This window comes from Rhizobium sp. NXC24 (assembly GCF_002944315.1).
GTDB lineage: Bacteria > Pseudomonadota > Alphaproteobacteria > Rhizobiales > Rhizobiaceae > Rhizobium.
The window spans coordinates 819,236-837,165 of the sequence record NZ_CP024311.1 but is presented as its reverse complement, the minus strand read 5'-3'; the positions used below and the strand labels follow the sequence as shown (position 1 = coordinate 837,165).

Genomic DNA, 17,930 nt, shown 5'->3' with positions numbered 1-17,930 from the left:
GACGTACGCCGAGCGCGCCACCTGCAATCATTTCAAGTTTTGTGAATGCAACCTGTCATCATTCCCTTAAGCTTTGATTAAATTTCTAAACAAAGTCCTGCTGAATCGGGTGGATGACGAAAGGCAGGCTGCGTTTTCTCTTTCCACCCGGTCACGAATCCACGAAAATGCAGATATGGCCATCAAGCAACTCTCCGAAACCCTGATCAACCAGATCGCCGCCGGCGAAGTCATCGAGCGACCGGCGAGTGCTGCCAAGGAACTGATCGAGAATGCTTTGGACGCCGGCGCGACACGAATTGAGATTGCGACCGCCGGCGGCGGCAAAGCGCTGTTGCGGGTCAGCGACAACGGCGCCGGCATGGAGCAGGCGGATCTGGAGCTGGCAGTCAGGCGGCACTGCACCTCGAAGATATCGGACACGCTGGAGGATATCCGCACGCTCGGTTTCCGCGGCGAGGCCCTGCCCTCTATCGGCTCGGTGGCGAAGTTATCGATCGCCAGCCGGAAGCCCGGCAGCGATGGCGGCGCCGAGATTGCGGTCGCCGGCGGCAGGGTCCTGCACCTGCGTCCGGTAGCGGCCAATCCCGGCACGATCGTCGAGGTGCGCGACCTGTTTTTCGCAACGCCGGCGCGGTTGAAATTCCTGAAGACGGAGAAGGCCGAGGCTGCCGCGATCAGCGAAGTCGTCAAACGTATGGCGATCGCCTTTCCGCAGGTGCGTTTCGTGCTCTCCGGCAGCGACCGTTCGACACTGGAATTTCCGGCCACCGGCGACGATCACCTCGCCCGCATGGCGCAGGTGCTCGGTCACGAGTTCAAGGACAACGCCATCGAGCTCGACGCCCTGCGCGAAGATGTGAGCTTGACCGGCTTTATCGGCGTGCCAACCTTCAATCGCGGCAACTCGGCGCATCAATATGCCTTCGTCAACGGCAGGCCGGTGCAGGACAAGCTGATCCTGTCAGCGATCCGCGGCGCCTATGCCGAGACAATACCTTCCGGGCGCTATCCCGTCGCCGTTCTTTCCATCAGGCTCGACCCGGCTCTGGTCGACGTCAACGTGCATCCGGCGAAATCCGATGTCCGCTTCCGCGATCCGGGCCTGGTGCGCGGCCTGATCGTCGGCGCCATCCGCGAGGCTTTGGCGCGTGAAGGCGATCGGGCCGCAACGACGGGCGCCGACGGCATGCTTCGAGCCTTCAGCCCCGGTCGTTCAGGCTTCCAGCCCGCATGGCGGCCGTCGACACCATCAGCACCATGGACGCCAGAGGCTTCGCCTTCGCGGCCCTATCAGCCCGCGGCAACGAACGGACATGGATTCGGCGAGCGACCTCAGACCGCCTTCGATGGCCTCGCCATGCCGACCGCACGCGCCGAAACCGCCGCACCCATCGAGCCTGCACGGGCGGAGGAGCCGGCTCGGTTCCCCCTCGGTGCGGCCCGGGCGCAATTGCATGAGAACTACATCGTCGCCCAGACCGACGACGGCCTCGTCATTGTCGACCAGCATGCAGCGCATGAGCGGCTGGTGTTCGAGGAAATGCGCAAAGCGCTGCATTCCAAGCGGCTGTCTTCGCAGGTCTTGCTGATCCCGGAGATCGTCGATCTGCCGGAAGAGGATTGCGACCGGCTGATGGTGTTTGCCGACGAGCTTGGCGAACTTGGCCTTGCCATAGAGCGGTTTGGTCCCGGAGCCATTGCGGTGCGTGAGACGCCGGCGATGCTCGGCGAGGTGGATGCTCAAGGGCTGATCCGACAGTTGGCTGATGAGATTGCCGAGTGGGAGACCGCCTCGGGCCTTGCCGCCAAGCTGGAATATGTCGCCGCCACCATGGCCTGCCACGGTTCGGTGCGCTCCGGCCGAAGGCTGAGGCCGGAGGAAATGAACGCGCTGCTCCGTCAAATGGAGGCAACGCCCGGCTCGGGGCAGTGCAATCACGGCCGGCCGACCTATATAGAGTTGAAGCTCTCGGACATCGAACGGTTGTTCGGACGAAGCTGAGAGCAGATACGATCGAAAGAGCTGGAAAAGTCCAGCCTGCCGGGGTATGGCAAACAGATGACAGAGATCGGGGACGGCATCAGATGAATCTTTTTGAGGGACATGGAAACCGCGAGGCGAAGATTCGCTATCTCGACGGCGACTTCCAAATCCTCATGCCCGGCTCCTATGTCGTCTGCGCCATGACCGGCAAGCACATCGCGCTCGATGAGCTGCGCTACTGGAGCGTCGCCCGGCAGGAACCCTATGCCGACGTGATATCTTCGCTGGAAGCCGAAAAGCGCGCTGGCGCGCTTCCGAACCAGAAGCGCTGATCGCTACGATCGCTATTTCAGTTTCCGTCCTTCCCGTAACCGCCGTTCGCGGGCGGCTGCGATCGCGCGGTCGATGATCAAAGCCGGCGCGCGGCGATCGTCGAAGACCATGTCGATCTCGATGACACGGCTCGCCTGTAACAGCTCGTCGGCCCGGCCGTGATGGCCGATCAGGCGGACATAATCCTTGGAGGTGGTGACGATCTCCAGGCCTTCCCGGGCGGCGATATCGAGAATATCGGCTATCTCGTCTTCGCCCAGATGTTCATGATCGCCGAAGGTGCGACTAACGGCGATGCTGCCCCCCAGCGACTCGACCGTGCGGAAAAACTTGGTGGGGTCGGCAATGCCGGCAAAGGCGAGGACATTGCGCCCGCTCAGATCCTCCTGGCCGCGCACCTTGACCGATGCCGCGAAAAACGGCTTTCCAGCCCTCGCCGCCATGCGCACGAGCCGGTCGGCGGCATTGCCTTGGCCGACTTTCAGCAGCGCCGAGGCATAGCGCAACTGTGTCCTCAACGGCGCACGCACCGGCCCACCGGGAACGAGATGGCCATTGCCGATGCCTCTTGTGGCGTCGATGACGACCAGAGCATAGTCGATGGCAAGTTGCGCGCTCTGGAAACCGTCGTCCATGATGATGAGATCGGCGCCTTCGCGCACCAGCCGCTCCGCCCCGTCCGAACGGCGGCGGGAGATCACCGTCAATGCCTCACGGGCAAGCAGCAGCGGCTCGTCGCCGACCGCGGTGGCGTGATGGTGGTCTGGATCGACCACCGTCGTGACATCCAGCGAGCCGCCATAACCACGGCTGAGGAAGCCCGGCTTCAATCCCTTTGCCTTGGCGGCACGGGCTATCGCCAGCGCTGTCGGCGTCTTGCCGGCGCCGCCCACCGTGAAATTGCCAACGCAGATGACGGGTACGGGTACGGAAGCGCGGCGACCATGCGCCATGCGATAGCCGGCGATGCGGCCGTATACAAAGGAAAAGGGCGAAAGCCCCCAAGCGCGCCAATCCGGCTTCCGCCACCAGAACGGCGGTGCTTCCGATACCATAATCTAATCCCGCCTCGCGCCTCTTATGCCCATGCGATATCAGCAAGGCGGCAAGAAAAGGCAGATCGGATGAAAAAGCAAGCCTTCGCCTTGGTTAGACCGGCTGGGCAACGGGCAACAGGCTTTCCAGCTCGGTAATGTCATTGAGGCAATAATCGGAGGCGGCAGCAAGCGATTCACGCGAACCGGTGCCGGTCAACACCCCGATCCTCAAACCCGCACCGGCATTGTGCCCCATGTGCAGATCGTGATTATTGTCGCCGACGACGGCGATTTGCGCGGGGGAAAGCCCCGTCGCCTCGCAGAAACCGAGCACCATGCCGGGCTCTGGCTTGGTTCCGAAACCGCTGTCGTAACCAGCAATATAATCGAGATAATCGAGAAAGCCGAAGCGGCGTGCCGTCTGGCGAATAGAGCGCTCATTGTCGCTGGAGGCAACACCGAGCCTGTAGCCGCGCCCGTGCAGGCGATGGAAGAAACCGGCGAGATCGGTGACCGGCGCGGAGAAGTCGGCGGCGTGCGAAAACAGCGCATCGAGTTTTTCCGTCAGCTCCACCACGTCCATCGCAGAGCCGGCGGCGACAAGGCCTTCCGAAATCTGGCGAGTATTGCCGGCGGCAAGCAGGCTGTCAGGCACGATATGGCCGGTGACCGGGTCCATGCCGCAGGCCAAAAGCAAATGATCGGCAAGTAGGAGGTCACCCTGGGCCGCAATGCTGGCAAGTTCGCGATTAACCGGCAACCAGCTCGCGTCATAGTCGAGCAGCGTGCCGTCCTTGTCAAAGAGAATGCCCTCGATCGCGTCTAGTTTGAGTGACGTCATGTAGTGCCCTTATCCCTGCGCCATCGTCTTCGGCAGCAACCGTGCCTTTACCGTCAGTGGGTTGATGTAGGGTTCCAATCCCTTGATGGTCGCCGCCAGCGCCCCGCGCATCTCGTGCACGGCGGCGTAACCGGCGTCGATCATGCCGCGCCGCGCCGGATCGTTGGTCAGCAGGTAATGCACGCCCCTCGCCAGCATTTCGGTGTCGCGCACCATGCGGGCGCTGCCGCGGCGGGCGAGCAATTGATAGGAGTCGCGGAAATTCTGGACATGACCGCCGGTCAGGATAGCGCAACCCAGCATGGCCGGTTCCAGAGGGTTTTGTCCGCCCTCATTGTACAGCGACTTGCCCATGAAGGCGACTTCGGTCATGCGCAGATAGAGGCCCATTTCGCCGATCGTGTCGCCGAGGAAGACATCGACATCGGGCGACAGCACATCGTTGCGGGTGCGGCGCGCCACTTTCAGTCCCTGCTCGACGAGCATTGCTTCGATCGCGTCGCAACGTTCGGGATGGCGCGGCACTATGATGGTCAATTGGCCGTTATGCTCCTTCAGCGTCTTATGGACGATGGCGGCAGCATTCTCTTCGCCCTCGAAGGTGGAGACGGCAGCCCAGGTCTTGCGCCCGCCGATCTGCTTCATGTAGCGGGCAAGGGTCGGCGCGTCGTAGGGCGGGGCGTCGGTATCCACCTTGAGATTGCCGGACTTGAGCACCTGCCGCGCACCGAGATCGCGATAACGCTCGGCATCAAGATCGGATTGCGCGACGACCAGCGCCAGGTTTTCGAACAGCGCTTCCGAGAGCGACGGATGCTGGCTCCAGCGGGCAAAAGAGCGATCCGACAAGCGGGCATTCACGAGGATCTGCGGGATGCGCCGGCGGCCGAGCTCCATGATGGTCATCGGCCAGATCTCGGATTCGGCGATGATGGTGCAATCAGGCTGCCAATAATCGAGGAAGCGGCTGACGGACGGCTTCAGGTCGAGCGGCACATATTGGTGGATGACCTCGTCGCCAAGGCGCTCCTGGGTCACCTTGGCCGAGGTGATGGTTCCCGTGGTCAGAATAACGTGGATGTCGCGACGGCGAATTTCGCGGATCAGCGGAACGACCGCCGAGGTCTCGCCGACGCTTGCGGCATGAAACCAGACGAGCGGCCCTTGTGGACGATTGGCGCTGGCATAGCCGAAACGCTCCAGCCGACGGGAGCGGTCTTCCTTGCCCTTGGCGGCGCGGACGGTAAGGTAAGTCCCGACAAGGGGATAGACCGCAATCCCGCCAAAGCGGTAGGCACCCAAAGCGAGGCGCGCCCTAGCGCTACTCATCTCGATTGCCTCCGATCCAAGGTGATCGTCATCGATGCCAAATCCCAATTATTTCACGGCCGAATGTTCGGCCGATTCTTCGTTCTGATTGCGTCAAAAATACTACGCCATAGCCGGATTAAAAAACGACGATGCCCGTCCGGACGGGAATATCAAATATTAAATGCGACCTCAGGAGGAAGCCTTGTCCTGCGGATCGAGCAAACGATGCAGATGGACGATGAAATAACGCATGTGAGCGTTGTCGACGGTCTGCTGCGCCTTCGACTTCCAAGCGGTCAGCGCACTCGCATAATCGGGATACATGCCGACAATGTCGAGTTCGTTCAGATTGCGGAATTGTACTTCCTCGAGGTTTTCCAATTCCCCGCCGAAGACGAGGTGCAAGAGCTGCTTTTTGTCGCTGGTATCAGTCATTTTCGTCTCTTTCTGCTGTCGTCCCCCTCCACTCTTCCTGTGCGGGATTTTGACCAAAAGGTCAACCGTTTCGTCTGTGGGAGAGCTGGCGTAGGAATTGCGGCAGCCGTGCCGCCGGAGCGCCGCAGAGTTCGTCATGCGAGACCTCCGCGCGATTGTAGTTGAGCGGATGGCCGAAGAGATCGACCAGCGCCCCGCCTGCCCGCTCCAAAATGAGGTCGGCGGCTGCGAGATCCCAATCATGGGAGTTGCGTTTGACGATCGTCCCTTCCAGCCGGCCGTCGGCCACCATGGCGAGGCGATAGGCGAGCGACGGCACATGCTTTGCCCGTTCGATCGTCTTGCGGAAATCCGGATCGAAGCCGCTCAACATATCCTCACCGGCGGCGAGCCTGTGGATATCGTGTTCCGGCCTGACGGAAACCGCGATCGGTTCGCCGTTCTTCAGCGCCGGGCCATCGGCCGTTGCAACGAACAGCTCCTCCAATGCCGGCGCGTAGAGGACGCCCGCGGTCGGGCGCCCGGCGGTCACCACGGCAACACTGATGCACCAAAGCTCAAGCCCCGACAGAAACCCGCGTGTGCCGTCGATCGGATCGACAACGAAGACGGTCGAATGCGACAGCCGCTCGGCATCGTCGTCGGTCTCTTCCGAAAGCCAGCCATAGTCCGGTCGCGCGGGACGCAGGATGGAGGCAAGCTTCTCGTTGGCCGCGAAATCGGCGGCGCTGACGGGGGAGCGCCCCTCGTTCTTCCACCAGACCTCAGGCGATTGGCGGAAGAAGCTGAGAGCGATATTGCCTGCCTGGCGTGCCGCTTCAACGATCAGATCGAGATCGCTCAATTGGCCGACTGCGTCTCTATCGCTCATTCCGAATTCCAATCTCCGCCTCAGCGCCCAGCCAGCGTCATGCCCTCGATGGCGAGCGTCGGAGCCGCGACGCCGAAATCGCGGTCAATATCGTTTGCCGGCGTCAGGCGCATGAACATGTCCTTGAGGTTGGAGGCGATCGTCACCTCCGACACCGGAAACGTCAATTCGCCATTCTCGATCCAGAAACCGGTAGCGCCCCGGCTGTATTCGCCAGTGATCATATTGACGCCGTGGCCGATCAGTTCGGTGACGTAGAAACCATTGCCGACATTGCGGATCAGCTCTTCCGGCGAAATATCACCAGGCTCCAGCGCCAGATTGGTGGAGGACGGAGAAACGGCCGTGCCGCCACGGGCACCGCGCCCATTCGTTCTGAGACCGCCGATCTCGCGTGCAGCCGACGTGGACAGGAACCAATGCTTCAGCACGCCATCTTCGATCATCACCAGGCGCTTGCCCGAAACGCCTTCGCCATCGAAGGGACGCGAGGCCGGGCCGCGCACGATCAAGGGATCGTCCGTAATCGACAGGCCGGCCTTCAGCACCTGCTCGCCCATCTTGTCGCGCAGGAAACTGGTCTTGCGTGCGACGGATGCGCCGTTGATCGCGCCGGCGATATGACCGACGAAGCCGCGCGCCACGCGCGGATCGAAAACGACCGTCACATCCTTGCCGGTCGGCACCTGGCGCGGATTGATGCGCTTGACCACCCGCTCGCCGGCGCGGCGACCGATATCCTCGGCTGCGTCCAACTCGGCGAAATAAAGGCGGCTGTCGAAATCGTAATCACGCTCCATGCCGGTGCCTTCACCGGCGATGACACTGACGGAGCGGCTGAAGCGCGAACCCATATAATGGCCGGCGAAACCATGGGACGTGGCAAGCACCATGCCGCCCATGCCGGCGGATGCGCCTGCGCCCGAGGAATTGCTCACGCCGGGAACGGCGAGCGCTGCCTCTTCCATCGCAAGGGCTGCCTCGCGCAGTTGAACCGACGAGACCTCGGTCGGATCGAAAAGTTCGAGATCGGGATAGGTCTTGGCAAGATCGGCTTCATCGGCAAGGCAGGCGAACGGATCTTCCGGCGAGACCTTTGCCATGGCGACGGCGCGTTCAGCCAGCGCCTGGAGGTCGAAGCCGGGATTGGCCGAGACGTTGGCGACACGGTTGCCGACAAACACCCTCAGTGAAAAATCGTCGCTTTCGGAGGATTCGGTGCCTTCGACCTTGCCGAGGCGGACGCTGACGGATTGCGCCCGCGAGCGCACGACGACGGCATCGGCCGCATCCGCACCGGCTTTCCGGGCGAGGTCGATCAACTGGCTGGCGCGGGAAAGCAGAGTGGCGGAATCGATTTCTGAAGACATGATTTGGCCTTTCCTTCGCGTTCCATTTATTGTGCACTACATAAAGCATCAAGGGCGGCCACGCCGATTCTTGTCCGAATGTCTTCACGCATGGTTGTTTCTGATGACTATGCGCTGCAACACCGCCTGCCCACAGGAAGAAACAGACGATGTCCGCGCCGAATGCCCTCTTTACCGAAACCCTGATGCTGCTCGGAGGCGCCGTCGTCACGGCGCCGATCTTCAAGAAATTGGGGCTTGGCACCGTACTCGGCTATCTCGCCGCCGGCGTCGTCATCGGGCCAGTGCTGCACGGCATCGGCGATGGCGAATCCGTGTTTGCCGTCGCCGAACTCGGCGTCGTCTTCCTACTGTTCATCATCGGCCTGGAGTTGAAACCATCGCGCCTGTGGCAGATGCGGCGCGACATTTTTGGCCTCGGCACGGCGCAGGTGGTCCTGAGCGGACTGGCGCTGACGCTCGCCGCTTATCTCGCTCACATTGCCGGCTGGCGCGGCAGCATCATCGTCGGCTTCGGCTTGGCGCTCTCCTCCACGGCCTTTGCCATGCAGATCCTCGAGCAGGAAGGCGACGTCAACACCAAATACGGCCAGCGTTCCTTTTCCATGCTGTTGCTGCAGGATCTGGCGATCGTGCCGCTGCTTGCCCTGGTCACTGTTCTTGGCGGGCCGACGCAGGCTTCCAATCCGGTCCTGGACCTTGCCATCGCCGTCGGCGCCGTCGCGGCAATGATCATTGCCGGACGTTACCTGCTGACGCCGCTGTTCCAGGTCATTGCCCGCACCGGCGCACGCGAGGCGATGATTGCCGCCGCCCTGCTCGTCGTCATGGGATCGGCGACGCTGATGCAGCTTGCCGGCCTCTCCATGGCGATGGGGGCCTTTCTCTCCGGCGTGATGCTCGCCGAATCCTCCTATCGCCATGAGCTGGAGGCCGATATCGAGCCTTTCCGCGGCGTGCTGCTCGCCATCTTCTTCATCGCCGTCGGCCTGTCGCTCAAACTGGATGTCATCGCCGACAATTGGGCGCTGATCGTGCTTGCCGTGCCGGTCGTCATGGTCATCAAGGGCGTGATCATCTATGCGCTCTGCCGTGTGACCGGTTCGTCGCATGACGATGCCATCCGCATCGCCTGCCTGCTTCCCCAGGGGGGTGAATTCGGTTTCGTGCTGTTTAGTGCAGCCAGCGTTGGCGGCGGGCTCTTCTCCGCCAGCACGGCCTCATTGCTAATCGCGATCGTAACGCTCTCCATGGCGCTGACGCCGCTCGGTGCAGCGCTTTCGAAGCGCATGCTGACCGGCGATGGGCATGAGGAGCTGGACGAGGATTTCGAGGGTGCCGGCTCCGACGTGCTGATGATCGGCTTCTCGCGTTTCGGCCAAATCGCCGCGCAGATCCTGCTGGCCGGCGGCCGCGATGTCACCGTCATCGACTTTTCCGCCGATCGCATCCGCCAGGCCTCCAACTTCGGCTTCCGCATCTATTTCGGCGACGGCACCCGCAAGGACGTGTTGCGTTCGGCCGGCATCGACCGCGCCAAGCTGGTCGTCGTCAGCACGCATCAGCGCGAAATCACCGACAAGATCGTCGAACTCGTGCAGACGGATTATCCGCATGCCCGCATCTTCGTCCGTTCCTACGACCGTATTCACTCGATCGCGCTGCGCAACAAGGGCGTCGATTTCGAGCTGCGCGAAACGCTGGAATCCGGCCTGCTCTTCGGCCGCCGCACGCTGGAAGCCCTCGGTGTCAGCGAAGCCGACGCCTTCGAGATCGGTGAGGATATCCGCAAGCGTGACGAACAGCGGCTGGTGCTGCAGGTCAGCGAAGGATTGCAGGCCGGGCGCGACATGCTCTATTCACGGCCGGTCAGGCCGGAACCGCTGGTCAAACCAAAACGCAGCGCCGATGTTTTCAGCGACGACGACGATCTCTCCATGCCGGCGGAGGAGCCGGAACGAGCTTAGTTCTTTGCAGTGATCACCCGATCGAGGGCGAATTTGAGCTCTTCCTTGACGCTGGCGGACATGGCGAGGATATCGCGGGCCTTCAAAAAATCGAGCACGCCGGTGCGGCCGATTGGCGGGCGCAGGAATATCTGCGGTGAAAGCAGCCGCAGCTTCAGCGCGATATTGGACTGCATCGTCAGTTGCCCGGCACCGAACAGGCTCTCGATACGGTTCGGAATATGGGTGCCGTCGCCATCCGGCCCGCCTACAACGTCGATGCCGATGATGATGTCGGCAAGTCCGGCCAGATGCTCGTAGGGCACCGGATTCATGATGCCGCCATCGATCATGACGCGGTCGCCGACCTTGACCGGCATGAAGACGGCGGGAATGGCGGCGGAGGCAGCCAGGACCGGGAAAAGCTCGCCTTTTTCGGTCACCACCTCGGTCTGATCATAATAATCCGTCGTCACCACCTTTAGCGGGATATGCAGCTCGGAGAAATCTTCCGGAAAGGTTGAAGGCAAGAAAGCGCGCAGGATGCGTTCGAGATTGAACTGGCCGATCCGGAAGCTACGCATGTTCGGGGGCCGCAGACTCCACATCTTGTTCAGCACAGCCGGGCGGTTGCCCACCGTGGCGAGCGTATAGTCGCGGATTTCCGCACCGCTCATGCCAGCCGCCATGGCAGCGCCCATGATCGAGCCGATAGAGGCGCCGGCGATCGCGACCGGTCGGATGCCGAGTTCATCTAGCGCCTCGATGATATGAATATGGGCAAGGCCACGGGCACCGCCGCAGCCAAAGGCGACCGCGACGCTCGGCGTGCTGGATGTCGCGAGCGTATAATCGCTCCCAACAAAATCGGCATAGTCGCCCATGATCCTCTCCTTCCGCCACTAGGCCTGTCGAGGCTGATAACGGAAGAAATGCATCTTGCTGTCGCCGAAGGTCCGCTCTTCCAGGAAGAGAAAATCCGGCGCGACGGAAACCGTGACGTCGGCGCGTTCCTCGAGGATTGCCAAGGCTCCCGGTACCAGCCAGCCGCCGGCAGCGGCAGCGGCGAAGGCCTTCTCGCCCAGACCCTTGCCATAGGGCGGGTCGGCGAAGAGAAAATCGAAAGGCTCCAGATTGCCGACGCTGCCGAGATCGGTGGCGTCCCGCCGCAGCATGCGCGTGCGGCCGTGCAGGCCAAGCGCGTCGATATTTTCCCAAAGCAGGCCACGGCCTTCGACGCTGCTTTCGACGAAAAGCACATGGCGGCAACCGCGCGAAGCGGCTTCGAGCCCGACCGCGCCGGTGCCGGCAAAGACATCCATCATCCGCGTGCCATCGATGGCCTCGGGATAGGCATGGCTCAAGATATTGAAAAGGCTCTCGCGCGTGCGGTCCGCCGTCGGACGAATGTCGTTCGACTTCGGCACCGCAAGCGACCGACCGCGAAATTCACCGCCGACGATCCGCACCGCGCGTCAACCTCTTCCGCCCTTGGGGCCACCCCTGCCGGGGCCGCCACGACCGGGACCGCCGCGACCCGGGCCGCCAGACGGACGGCCTGTGCCACCGGGTTTACCGCCAAAGCCGCGCGAGCCGCCTTTTCCACCCGGTTTGCCGCCAAAGGACTTGCCGCCGCCCGGCTTCTTGCCGAAGGGCTTGCCGGCCGGCCGGTCCCCGTAGGAACGCTCGCCCTGCGGACGGTCACCCATGGGCCGATCACCGCGCGTGGGCCGATCACCACGCGGCGGGCGATCGCCGCGAGGACGTTCGGAGCGCTGTTCGCCGCCGAAAGACTTGGCCCGCGGACGCTCGTCTCCCTCAGCACGCGGCCGCCGGTCGCCGCGGGGTTTATCGCCATATGGACGATCGCCACGCGGTTTGTCGCCGAAAGAACGCTCTCCACGGGGCGGACGATCTCCGAAGGAGCGTTCGGAACGGCCTTCTCCCTGGAAGGATTTCGTACGGGGGCGATCACCGCCCTCGGGACGCGAGCCGCGTTCACCGCGCGGACGATCGCTAAACGGGCGCTCGCCGCGAGGACGGTCGCCAAACGAACGATCCCCGCGGGCGGGACGGTCGCCCTGCGGCCGATCACCTCGGGGACGATCACCAAAGGTTCGGTCATCCCGGGAGCGCTTGCGATCAAAGCCCTCGTCGTCGCGCGACTTGCGTGGTGCGACCTCGCTCGAACGGATCCACTCGCCATCCCCCTCGTCGACGCGGTTGATCCGAACGCGTGGGCCTTCGTCCGGGCGATCGAAGCCGCTACGCTGCGGGCGTTCCACTTCGCCGCGCTTTGCGGCGGTCCTTGCATTCTTGGCAGCCTTTGCAGCAGCCTTTTCGCCGAGCGGACGGGCACCAGGCGCCATCCAGACATTCGCGCTCCGACGCGGACCCAGCGGCTGGCGCTTCGGCCGGTCGTCGTCCTTGTGGCCGGCTTCGCGGCGCCCCTCATCCCGGCGGTCATCGCGCTTGGTGTCGAGACGGCTCAGGGCGCGCTCGCGCTTATCCTCGGGGCGCTCGCGACGCGGGCGCTCTTCCTTGGCCGCGCGAGCAGGCTTCGCCTCCGGCTCATCCTCGGCGGCAACGGCCGAGCTATTGTAAAGCGGCGCGTCGAAATTCGCCTTGGCGTCTTCCACCAGGCGGGGACCGAGCTGATCGCGCAGCGTGCGGCCACGCACTTCCAACACCCGGCCTTCCGGAAGCTCGCCGAGCTGGAAAGGGCCGTAGGAGATACGGATCAGGCGGTTGACCTCGAGGCCGAGCGCGCCGAGCACATTCTTGATTTCGCGGTTCTTGCCTTCGCGCAAGCCCATCGTGATCCAGACGTTGGACCCTTGCGTGCGGTCGAGCGTCGCCTCGATCGAGCCGTAGAGCACGCCGTCGACGGCGATGCCTTCCCGCAGCTTGTCCAGCGCTTCCTGATCGATCTCGCCGTGGGCGCGCACGCGATAGCGACGCAACCAGCCGGTGGTCGGCAGTTCCAGCACGCGGGCAAGGCCGCCGTCGTTGGTCAGCAGCAGCAGGCCTTCGGTGTTGATGTCGAGGCGGCCGATCGACATGACGCGCGGCAGCTCTTCCGGCAGGTTGTCGAAGACGGTCGGACGTCCTTCCGGATCGGCATTGGTGGTCACGAGGCCCGCCGGCTTGTGATAGAGCCACAGGCGCGTGCGCTCGATGCCGCGGATCGGCACGCCATCAACTTCGATCTTGTCGGCGAGCGTCACGTTGACCACCGGCGTATCCAGCAGCACGCCGTTCAGCTTCACACGGCCGTCCATGATCATGCGCTCGATGTCACGGCGCGACGCCACGCCGGCGCGCGCCATTACCTTGGAAATGCGTTCCGCTTTTCCATCCCCGCCTTCTGCCTCTGCCGCCACTTTGGCGGACACAGCCTTCGTCGGCTTGGCGTCATCGCGCGTCTTCGTCTGCTTGTCGCGGGTAAAGGGTTTGGACCCAGGCCGCTTGGGCTTGTCATTCATTGTCATTTGTTGTTTGCCTGAATTTTTAAGGCGTGTTCCTATCAGGTCACGCCCCCGCGGTTAAGTGGAAAATCTTAAATGGTGAATACAAATCACTTCATGGAGCTGGCGCTCGCCGAAGCGCGAAGCGCCGGCGCGCGCGGTGAAGTGCCTATCGGAGCCGTCCTCGTGGTCGACAATGCCGTTGTCGCCAAGGCCGGCAACCGCACCCGAGAGCTCAACGACGTCACCGCGCATGCCGAAATCGCCGTGATCCGCATGGCCTGCGAGGCACTCGGCCAAGAGCGGCTGACGGGTGCAGATCTCTATGTAACGCTGGAGCCGTGTACCATGTGCGCGGCCGCCATCTCGTTTGCCCGCATCCGCCGCCTTTATTACGGCGCGGAAGATCCGAAAGGCGGCGGCGTCGACAACGGCGTGCGCTTCTATCGCCAGCCAACCTGTCATCACGCGCCGGAAGTCTATTCGGGCATGGCCGAGCGGGATGCGGCCGATATTCTCAGGGAATTCTTCCAACAAAAACGCGTGGAAGACTAAAAAGCGGCTGATTTAACCGCCGCTTCAGCTAGAAAGACTTATTGGAAAGGCTTCCACCAACTGCTGTTGCTGGACTGCTGAGCGGCCTCGGCGTCCTTCTTGCGCTGCTTTTCCTTCTTGCTCTCGGGGGTGCCGAGATCGTTGAGAGCAGCCTCGTCGGAGACCTGGCGGTATTGCTGCGGCGGATCGATCAGGTAGCGGCGCTGATCGATATAGGTGCCGTCCTGATCCTGGCGCGCGGCCCGATAGGCGGCGGTCTGCTGCGCTTCGCTCACGCGGTTGCGGCCACTGTCGGCCTGAGCGAGCGGAGAGCGATAGTTAACATTGTTCTTGTTCTGATCGGCTTCCTCCGCCAGGCGCTTGCGCGAATCTTCCGGCGATTCCAGCCAGGCCGGATTATCCTTGCTGGCCAGCGACTGCTGCGGCGAGGTCAGGTTTTCCCTGTCGTTCTGGGCCGGAAGCACCAGGCCCGGGCGGTTCGGATATTTTACGCCCTTGTCCTTCGGCGTGGCCGCCGAAACGGATGCGATGTCGCTGATATCATCGAAGAGCTGTTCGCCGGCGGTCTTGTCCGTGCCGTAGCGCGGGCCGCTCATGCAGCCGGACATCAGACCGCAGCCAATCACGAGTGCCGCCAAGCTGACGCCGACACGAATCCTATGTATCGCTCTCATGAATACCCTTCCCAGCTACGCCGGTGCAACTATCGCAGAACCCCATTTCACGGCAACTGCCGCAAAAATCGGGCCATTTTCAGGCAGCTTTTACCGGATGAACGCCTCAAAGGCAATTCACCCGGTAATTTTCTTCAGTTGACAGCCATCAATTCGCGCAGAGCGGCCGCATCACGCGCAGAGACGTCGGGATATTCCGGATCGGAACCGACATCGGTGGTGATGCGCCAGGAGCGGGCGCACTTGCGGCCTTCGGCCAGCTTCGGCACGACACTTACCTTGGCGGCATCATCCAGGCGGAAGGCATCGGCGGGGCCTTCGCCGCCATTGATGGCGATATCGGAGGTGATGCAGATTTCCGAGAAATCCTGTCCTTCCAGCACCTTCAGTAGCTCCGGATCGGCGATATAGACGACGGGCGCGGCTTCCAGCGAGGAGCCGATGCGCTTGTCCTTGCGCTCGATTTCGAGAGCTCCGGTGACGACGCTGCGCACTGCGCGGATCTTTCTCCACTTCTCGGCCAGCGCCTCGTTCTTCCATTCGCCGGGAACGGTGACGAACTGTTCGAGATGCACCGAGACCGCCTGTGGATTACGCGACAGCCATGCTTCTTCCGTCGTGAACGGCAGCATCGGCGCCAGCCAAGTCACCATGCAATCGAAGATCGTGCGGATGACGGCAAGCGCTGCGCGGCGGCGCAGGCTCGACGGCGCATCGCAATAAAGCGCATCCTTGCGGACATCGAAATAGAAAGCCGAAAGCTCGACATTCGAGAAATCGATGAGGGCGCGGGCGATCCGCTTGAAGTCGAAGGCATCATAGCTTTCGCGCACGAGCTCATCGAGTTCCGCAAGACGGTGCAGCATGAGCTGCTCGAGCTCCGGCATCTCGGCACGGGCGATCACCTCGCCCTTGTCATGCGCGAGCGTGCCGAGCATCCAGCGGATGGTGTTGCGCAGCTTGCGATAGGCATCAATATTGGTCTGGATGATCGTCTTGCCGACGCGCAGATCCTCGGCATAATCCGACGTCATGACCCATAGACGCAGGATGTCGGCGCCGGCGTCCTTCATCACCTCCTGCGGCGAGGTGACATTGCCCTTGGACTTCGACATCTTCTCGCCCTTCTCGTCCATGGTGAAACCATGGGTAAGAACGGTATCGTAAGGCGCGCGGCCGCGCGTCGCGGCGCTTTCGAGCAGCGACGAATGGAACCAGCCGCGATGCTGGTCCGAGCCTTCCAGATAAAGGTCCGCCGGCCATTTCAGGTCCGGACGGTCTTCCAGCGTGAAGGTATGGGTCGAGCCCGAGTCGAACCAGACGTCGAGGATGTCCATGACCTGCGTCCAGGGCTCGTTGGCCTTTTCGCCGAGGAAGCGCTCGCGCGCGCCTTCGGCGAACCAGGCATCGGCGCCTTCCTTTTCGAAAGCATCGAGGATGCGGGCATCGACGCCCTCGTCTTGCAGGATTTGGCCCTCGTCATCGACGAAGATGCAGATCGGCACGCCCCAGGCGCGCTGGCGCGACAGAACCCAGTCCGGCCGCTGCTCGATCATGGCGCGCAAGCGGTTCTGGCCCGCGGCGGGCACGAAACGCGTATCGTCGATCGCTTTCAGGGCGCGCGAACGCAGCGTCGTGCCGTCAGCAAGGTCCTTGTCCATATAGACGAACCATTGCGGCGTGTTGCGGAAGATGACCGGCTTCTTCGAGCGCCAGGAATGCGGATAGGAATGCTTCAGCCGTCCGCGCGCAAAGAGCGTGTTCGTCTCGATCAGTGCCTTGATGACCAGATCGTTGGCATTGCCCTTCTTGCCGTTGTCGTCCATGACGCGGCCGCCGTCGAAGCCGGGGGCGTCGGCCGTGTAGAAGCCGGCATCATCGACCGGGAACGGGATGCGGGAGGAGATCCCACGCGCTTCAATCTGGCGGGCATGGCTCGTCCAGGCGTCGAAGTCCTCGCGGCCATGGCTTGGGGCGGTGTGCACGAAGCCGGTACCGGCATCGTCGGTCACATGATCGCCATCGAGCAACGGAACCTTGAAGTCGTAGCCGAGCGACGCCAACGGATGGGCGCAGATGCTCGCACCAAGCTCATCAGCGGTCACATCGCGCAGGCGCTTGAACTGCAGCTTCGCCTTGGCGAAGGATTCCTCGGCAAGCTTGTCGGCAAAGATCAGCTTTTCGCCTGGGCGCGGACCGAAATCATTGGCGGCTTCCGTCACCTCGTACAGGCCGTAGGAAACCCGCGACGAATAGGAGATCGCCCGGTTGCCGGGGATCGTCCAGGGCGTCGTGGTCCAGATGACGACGAAGGCATCGGCGAGCGCCGCCGGACCTTCGACGACCGGGAACTTCACCCAGATCGTATCGCTCTCGACATCGGCATATTCGACTTCGGCTTCCGCCAGTGCCGTACGCTCGACCACCGACCACATGATCGGCTTGGAGCCGCGATAGAGCTGACCGCTGCGGGCGATCTTCAAGAGCTCGCCGGCGATGCGGGATTCGGCGTGGAAGTTCATCGTCAGATAGGGATTGTCGAAATCACCGACGATGCCGAGACGGCGGAATTCCTCGGACTGGATCTTGATCCAGCCTGAGGCGAAGTCACGGCATTCCTGGCGGAATTCGTTGACCGGGACTTCGTCCTTGTTCTTGCCCTTCTCGCGGTATTTTTCCTCGATCTTCCATTCGATCGGCAGACCGTGGCAGTCCCAACCCGGAACATAATTGCTATCATAGCCGCGCATCTGGAACGAGCGGGTGATGACGTCCTTAAGGATCTTGTTCAGCGCGTGGCCGATATGGATGTTGCCGTTGGCATAGGGCGGACCGTCATGCAGCACGAATTTTTCGCGGCCGGCGGCGGAAGCGCGCAGCTTCTTGTAGAGGTTCATTTCCTGCCAGCGCTTGACGAGCTCCGGCTCCTTCTGCGGCAGGCCGGCGCGCATCGGGAAGTCGGTCTCGGGCAGGTAAAGGGTTTTCGAATAGTCGATCTTTTCAGCGGTATCGGTCATTGTTCTGACAATTGCCTCGGCGTCTCGGGCGTTTCGCGCCGGAAAGGCGCAGCCATATGGGGATTTTTCGGCGGCGGAAAGCGCCT

14 protein-coding genes and 1 pseudogene are annotated in these 17,930 nt (G+C 62.5%); 4 read left to right on the top strand and 11 right to left on the bottom strand.

Features of this window, described 5'->3' with window-relative positions:
- The first annotated feature begins 175 nt into the window (after positions 1-175).
- Positions 176-2,005, top strand: a complete 1,830-nt coding sequence (mutL, locus tag NXC24_RS04095) for a DNA mismatch repair endonuclease MutL (RefSeq protein ID WP_104822142.1) — start codon at positions 176-178, stop codon at positions 2,003-2,005.
- An 83-nt stretch (positions 2,006-2,088) separates the two neighbouring features.
- Positions 2,089-2,319, top strand: coding sequence for a DUF2093 domain-containing protein (locus NXC24_RS04090; RefSeq protein WP_104822141.1), 231 nt, complete (start codon positions 2,089-2,091; stop codon positions 2,317-2,319).
- A 12-nt stretch (positions 2,320-2,331) separates the two neighbouring features.
- Here the strand turns inward: NXC24_RS04090 and lpxK are convergent, their stop codons facing one another.
- The 6 genes from lpxK to NXC24_RS04060 form a co-directional block, all read right to left on the bottom strand.
- Positions 2,332-3,375 carry a tetraacyldisaccharide 4'-kinase gene (gene lpxK, locus NXC24_RS04085; protein ID WP_104822140.1) on the bottom strand — a complete coding sequence of 348 codons (1,044 nt, stop codon included), beginning with the start codon at positions 3,373-3,375 and terminating at the stop codon, positions 2,332-2,334.
- 94 nt (positions 3,376-3,469) lie between these two features.
- Positions 3,470-4,198 carry an HAD family hydrolase gene (locus NXC24_RS04080; protein ID WP_104822139.1) on the bottom strand — a complete coding sequence of 243 codons (729 nt, stop codon included), beginning with the start codon at positions 4,196-4,198 and terminating at the stop codon, positions 3,470-3,472.
- Positions 4,199-4,207: 9 nt separating this feature from the next.
- Entirely contained in the window at positions 4,208-5,527 is a 1,320-nt protein-coding gene (gene waaA, locus NXC24_RS04075) for a lipid IV(A) 3-deoxy-D-manno-octulosonic acid transferase (protein WP_104824996.1), read from the bottom strand.
- A gap of 171 nt (positions 5,528-5,698) precedes the next feature.
- Complete coding sequence (locus tag NXC24_RS04070; RefSeq protein WP_104822138.1) at positions 5,699-5,944, bottom strand: DUF4170 domain-containing protein; 246 nt, start codon at positions 5,942-5,944, stop codon at positions 5,699-5,701.
- Positions 5,945-6,005: 61 nt separating this feature from the next.
- Positions 6,006-6,815, bottom strand: coding sequence for a 3'(2'),5'-bisphosphate nucleotidase CysQ (locus tag NXC24_RS04065; RefSeq protein ID WP_104822137.1), 810 nt, complete (start codon positions 6,813-6,815; stop codon positions 6,006-6,008).
- A gap of 20 nt (positions 6,816-6,835) precedes the next feature.
- Positions 6,836-8,185, bottom strand: a complete 1,350-nt coding sequence (locus NXC24_RS04060) for a TldD/PmbA family protein (protein ID WP_104822136.1) — start codon at positions 8,183-8,185, stop codon at positions 6,836-6,838.
- A 149-nt stretch (positions 8,186-8,334) separates the two neighbouring features.
- On the opposite strand from NXC24_RS04060, the gene NXC24_RS04055 reads away from it, so the two are divergent.
- Positions 8,335-10,152 carry a monovalent cation:proton antiporter-2 (CPA2) family protein gene (locus NXC24_RS04055; RefSeq protein ID WP_104822135.1) on the top strand — a complete coding sequence of 606 codons (1,818 nt, stop codon included), beginning with the start codon at positions 8,335-8,337 and terminating at the stop codon, positions 10,150-10,152.
- Here NXC24_RS04055 and NXC24_RS04050 read toward each other — a convergent pair.
- From NXC24_RS04050 to NXC24_RS04040, 3 genes and pseudogenes are all read right to left on the bottom strand, one after another.
- Positions 10,149-11,015, bottom strand: coding sequence for a patatin-like phospholipase family protein (locus NXC24_RS04050; protein ID WP_104822134.1), 867 nt, complete (start codon positions 11,013-11,015; stop codon positions 10,149-10,151). The genes NXC24_RS04055 and NXC24_RS04050 overlap by 4 nt on opposite strands.
- A gap of 18 nt (positions 11,016-11,033) precedes the next feature.
- Positions 11,034-11,600: a 16S rRNA (guanine(966)-N(2))-methyltransferase RsmD gene (gene rsmD, locus NXC24_RS04045; RefSeq protein WP_104822133.1), complete on the bottom strand. Its 567-nt coding sequence runs from the start codon at positions 11,598-11,600 to the stop codon at positions 11,034-11,036.
- A pseudogene (locus NXC24_RS04040) lies at positions 11,581-13,622 on the bottom strand (pseudouridine synthase). The gene rsmD and the pseudogene NXC24_RS04040 overlap by 20 nt, the downstream one beginning before the upstream one ends.
- Positions 13,623-13,694: 72 nt before the next feature.
- On the opposite strand from NXC24_RS04040, the gene NXC24_RS04035 reads away from it, so the two are divergent.
- The gene (locus tag NXC24_RS04035) at positions 13,695-14,153 is read left to right on the top strand and encodes a nucleoside deaminase (RefSeq protein ID WP_104822131.1); all 459 of its coding nucleotides are present in this window, start codon (positions 13,695-13,697) and stop codon (positions 14,151-14,153) included.
- Positions 14,154-14,191: 38 nt separating this feature from the next.
- Here the strand turns inward: NXC24_RS04035 and NXC24_RS04030 are convergent, their stop codons facing one another.
- Entirely contained in the window at positions 14,192-14,827 is a 636-nt protein-coding gene (locus NXC24_RS04030; protein WP_104822130.1) for a hypothetical protein, read from the bottom strand.
- Between the two features lie 134 nt (positions 14,828-14,961).
- On the bottom strand, positions 14,962-17,844 hold the full coding sequence (gene ileS, locus NXC24_RS04025) for an isoleucine--tRNA ligase (protein WP_104822129.1): 2,883 nt from the start codon (positions 17,842-17,844) through the stop codon (positions 14,962-14,964).
- Positions 17,845-17,930 lie beyond the last annotated feature (86 nt).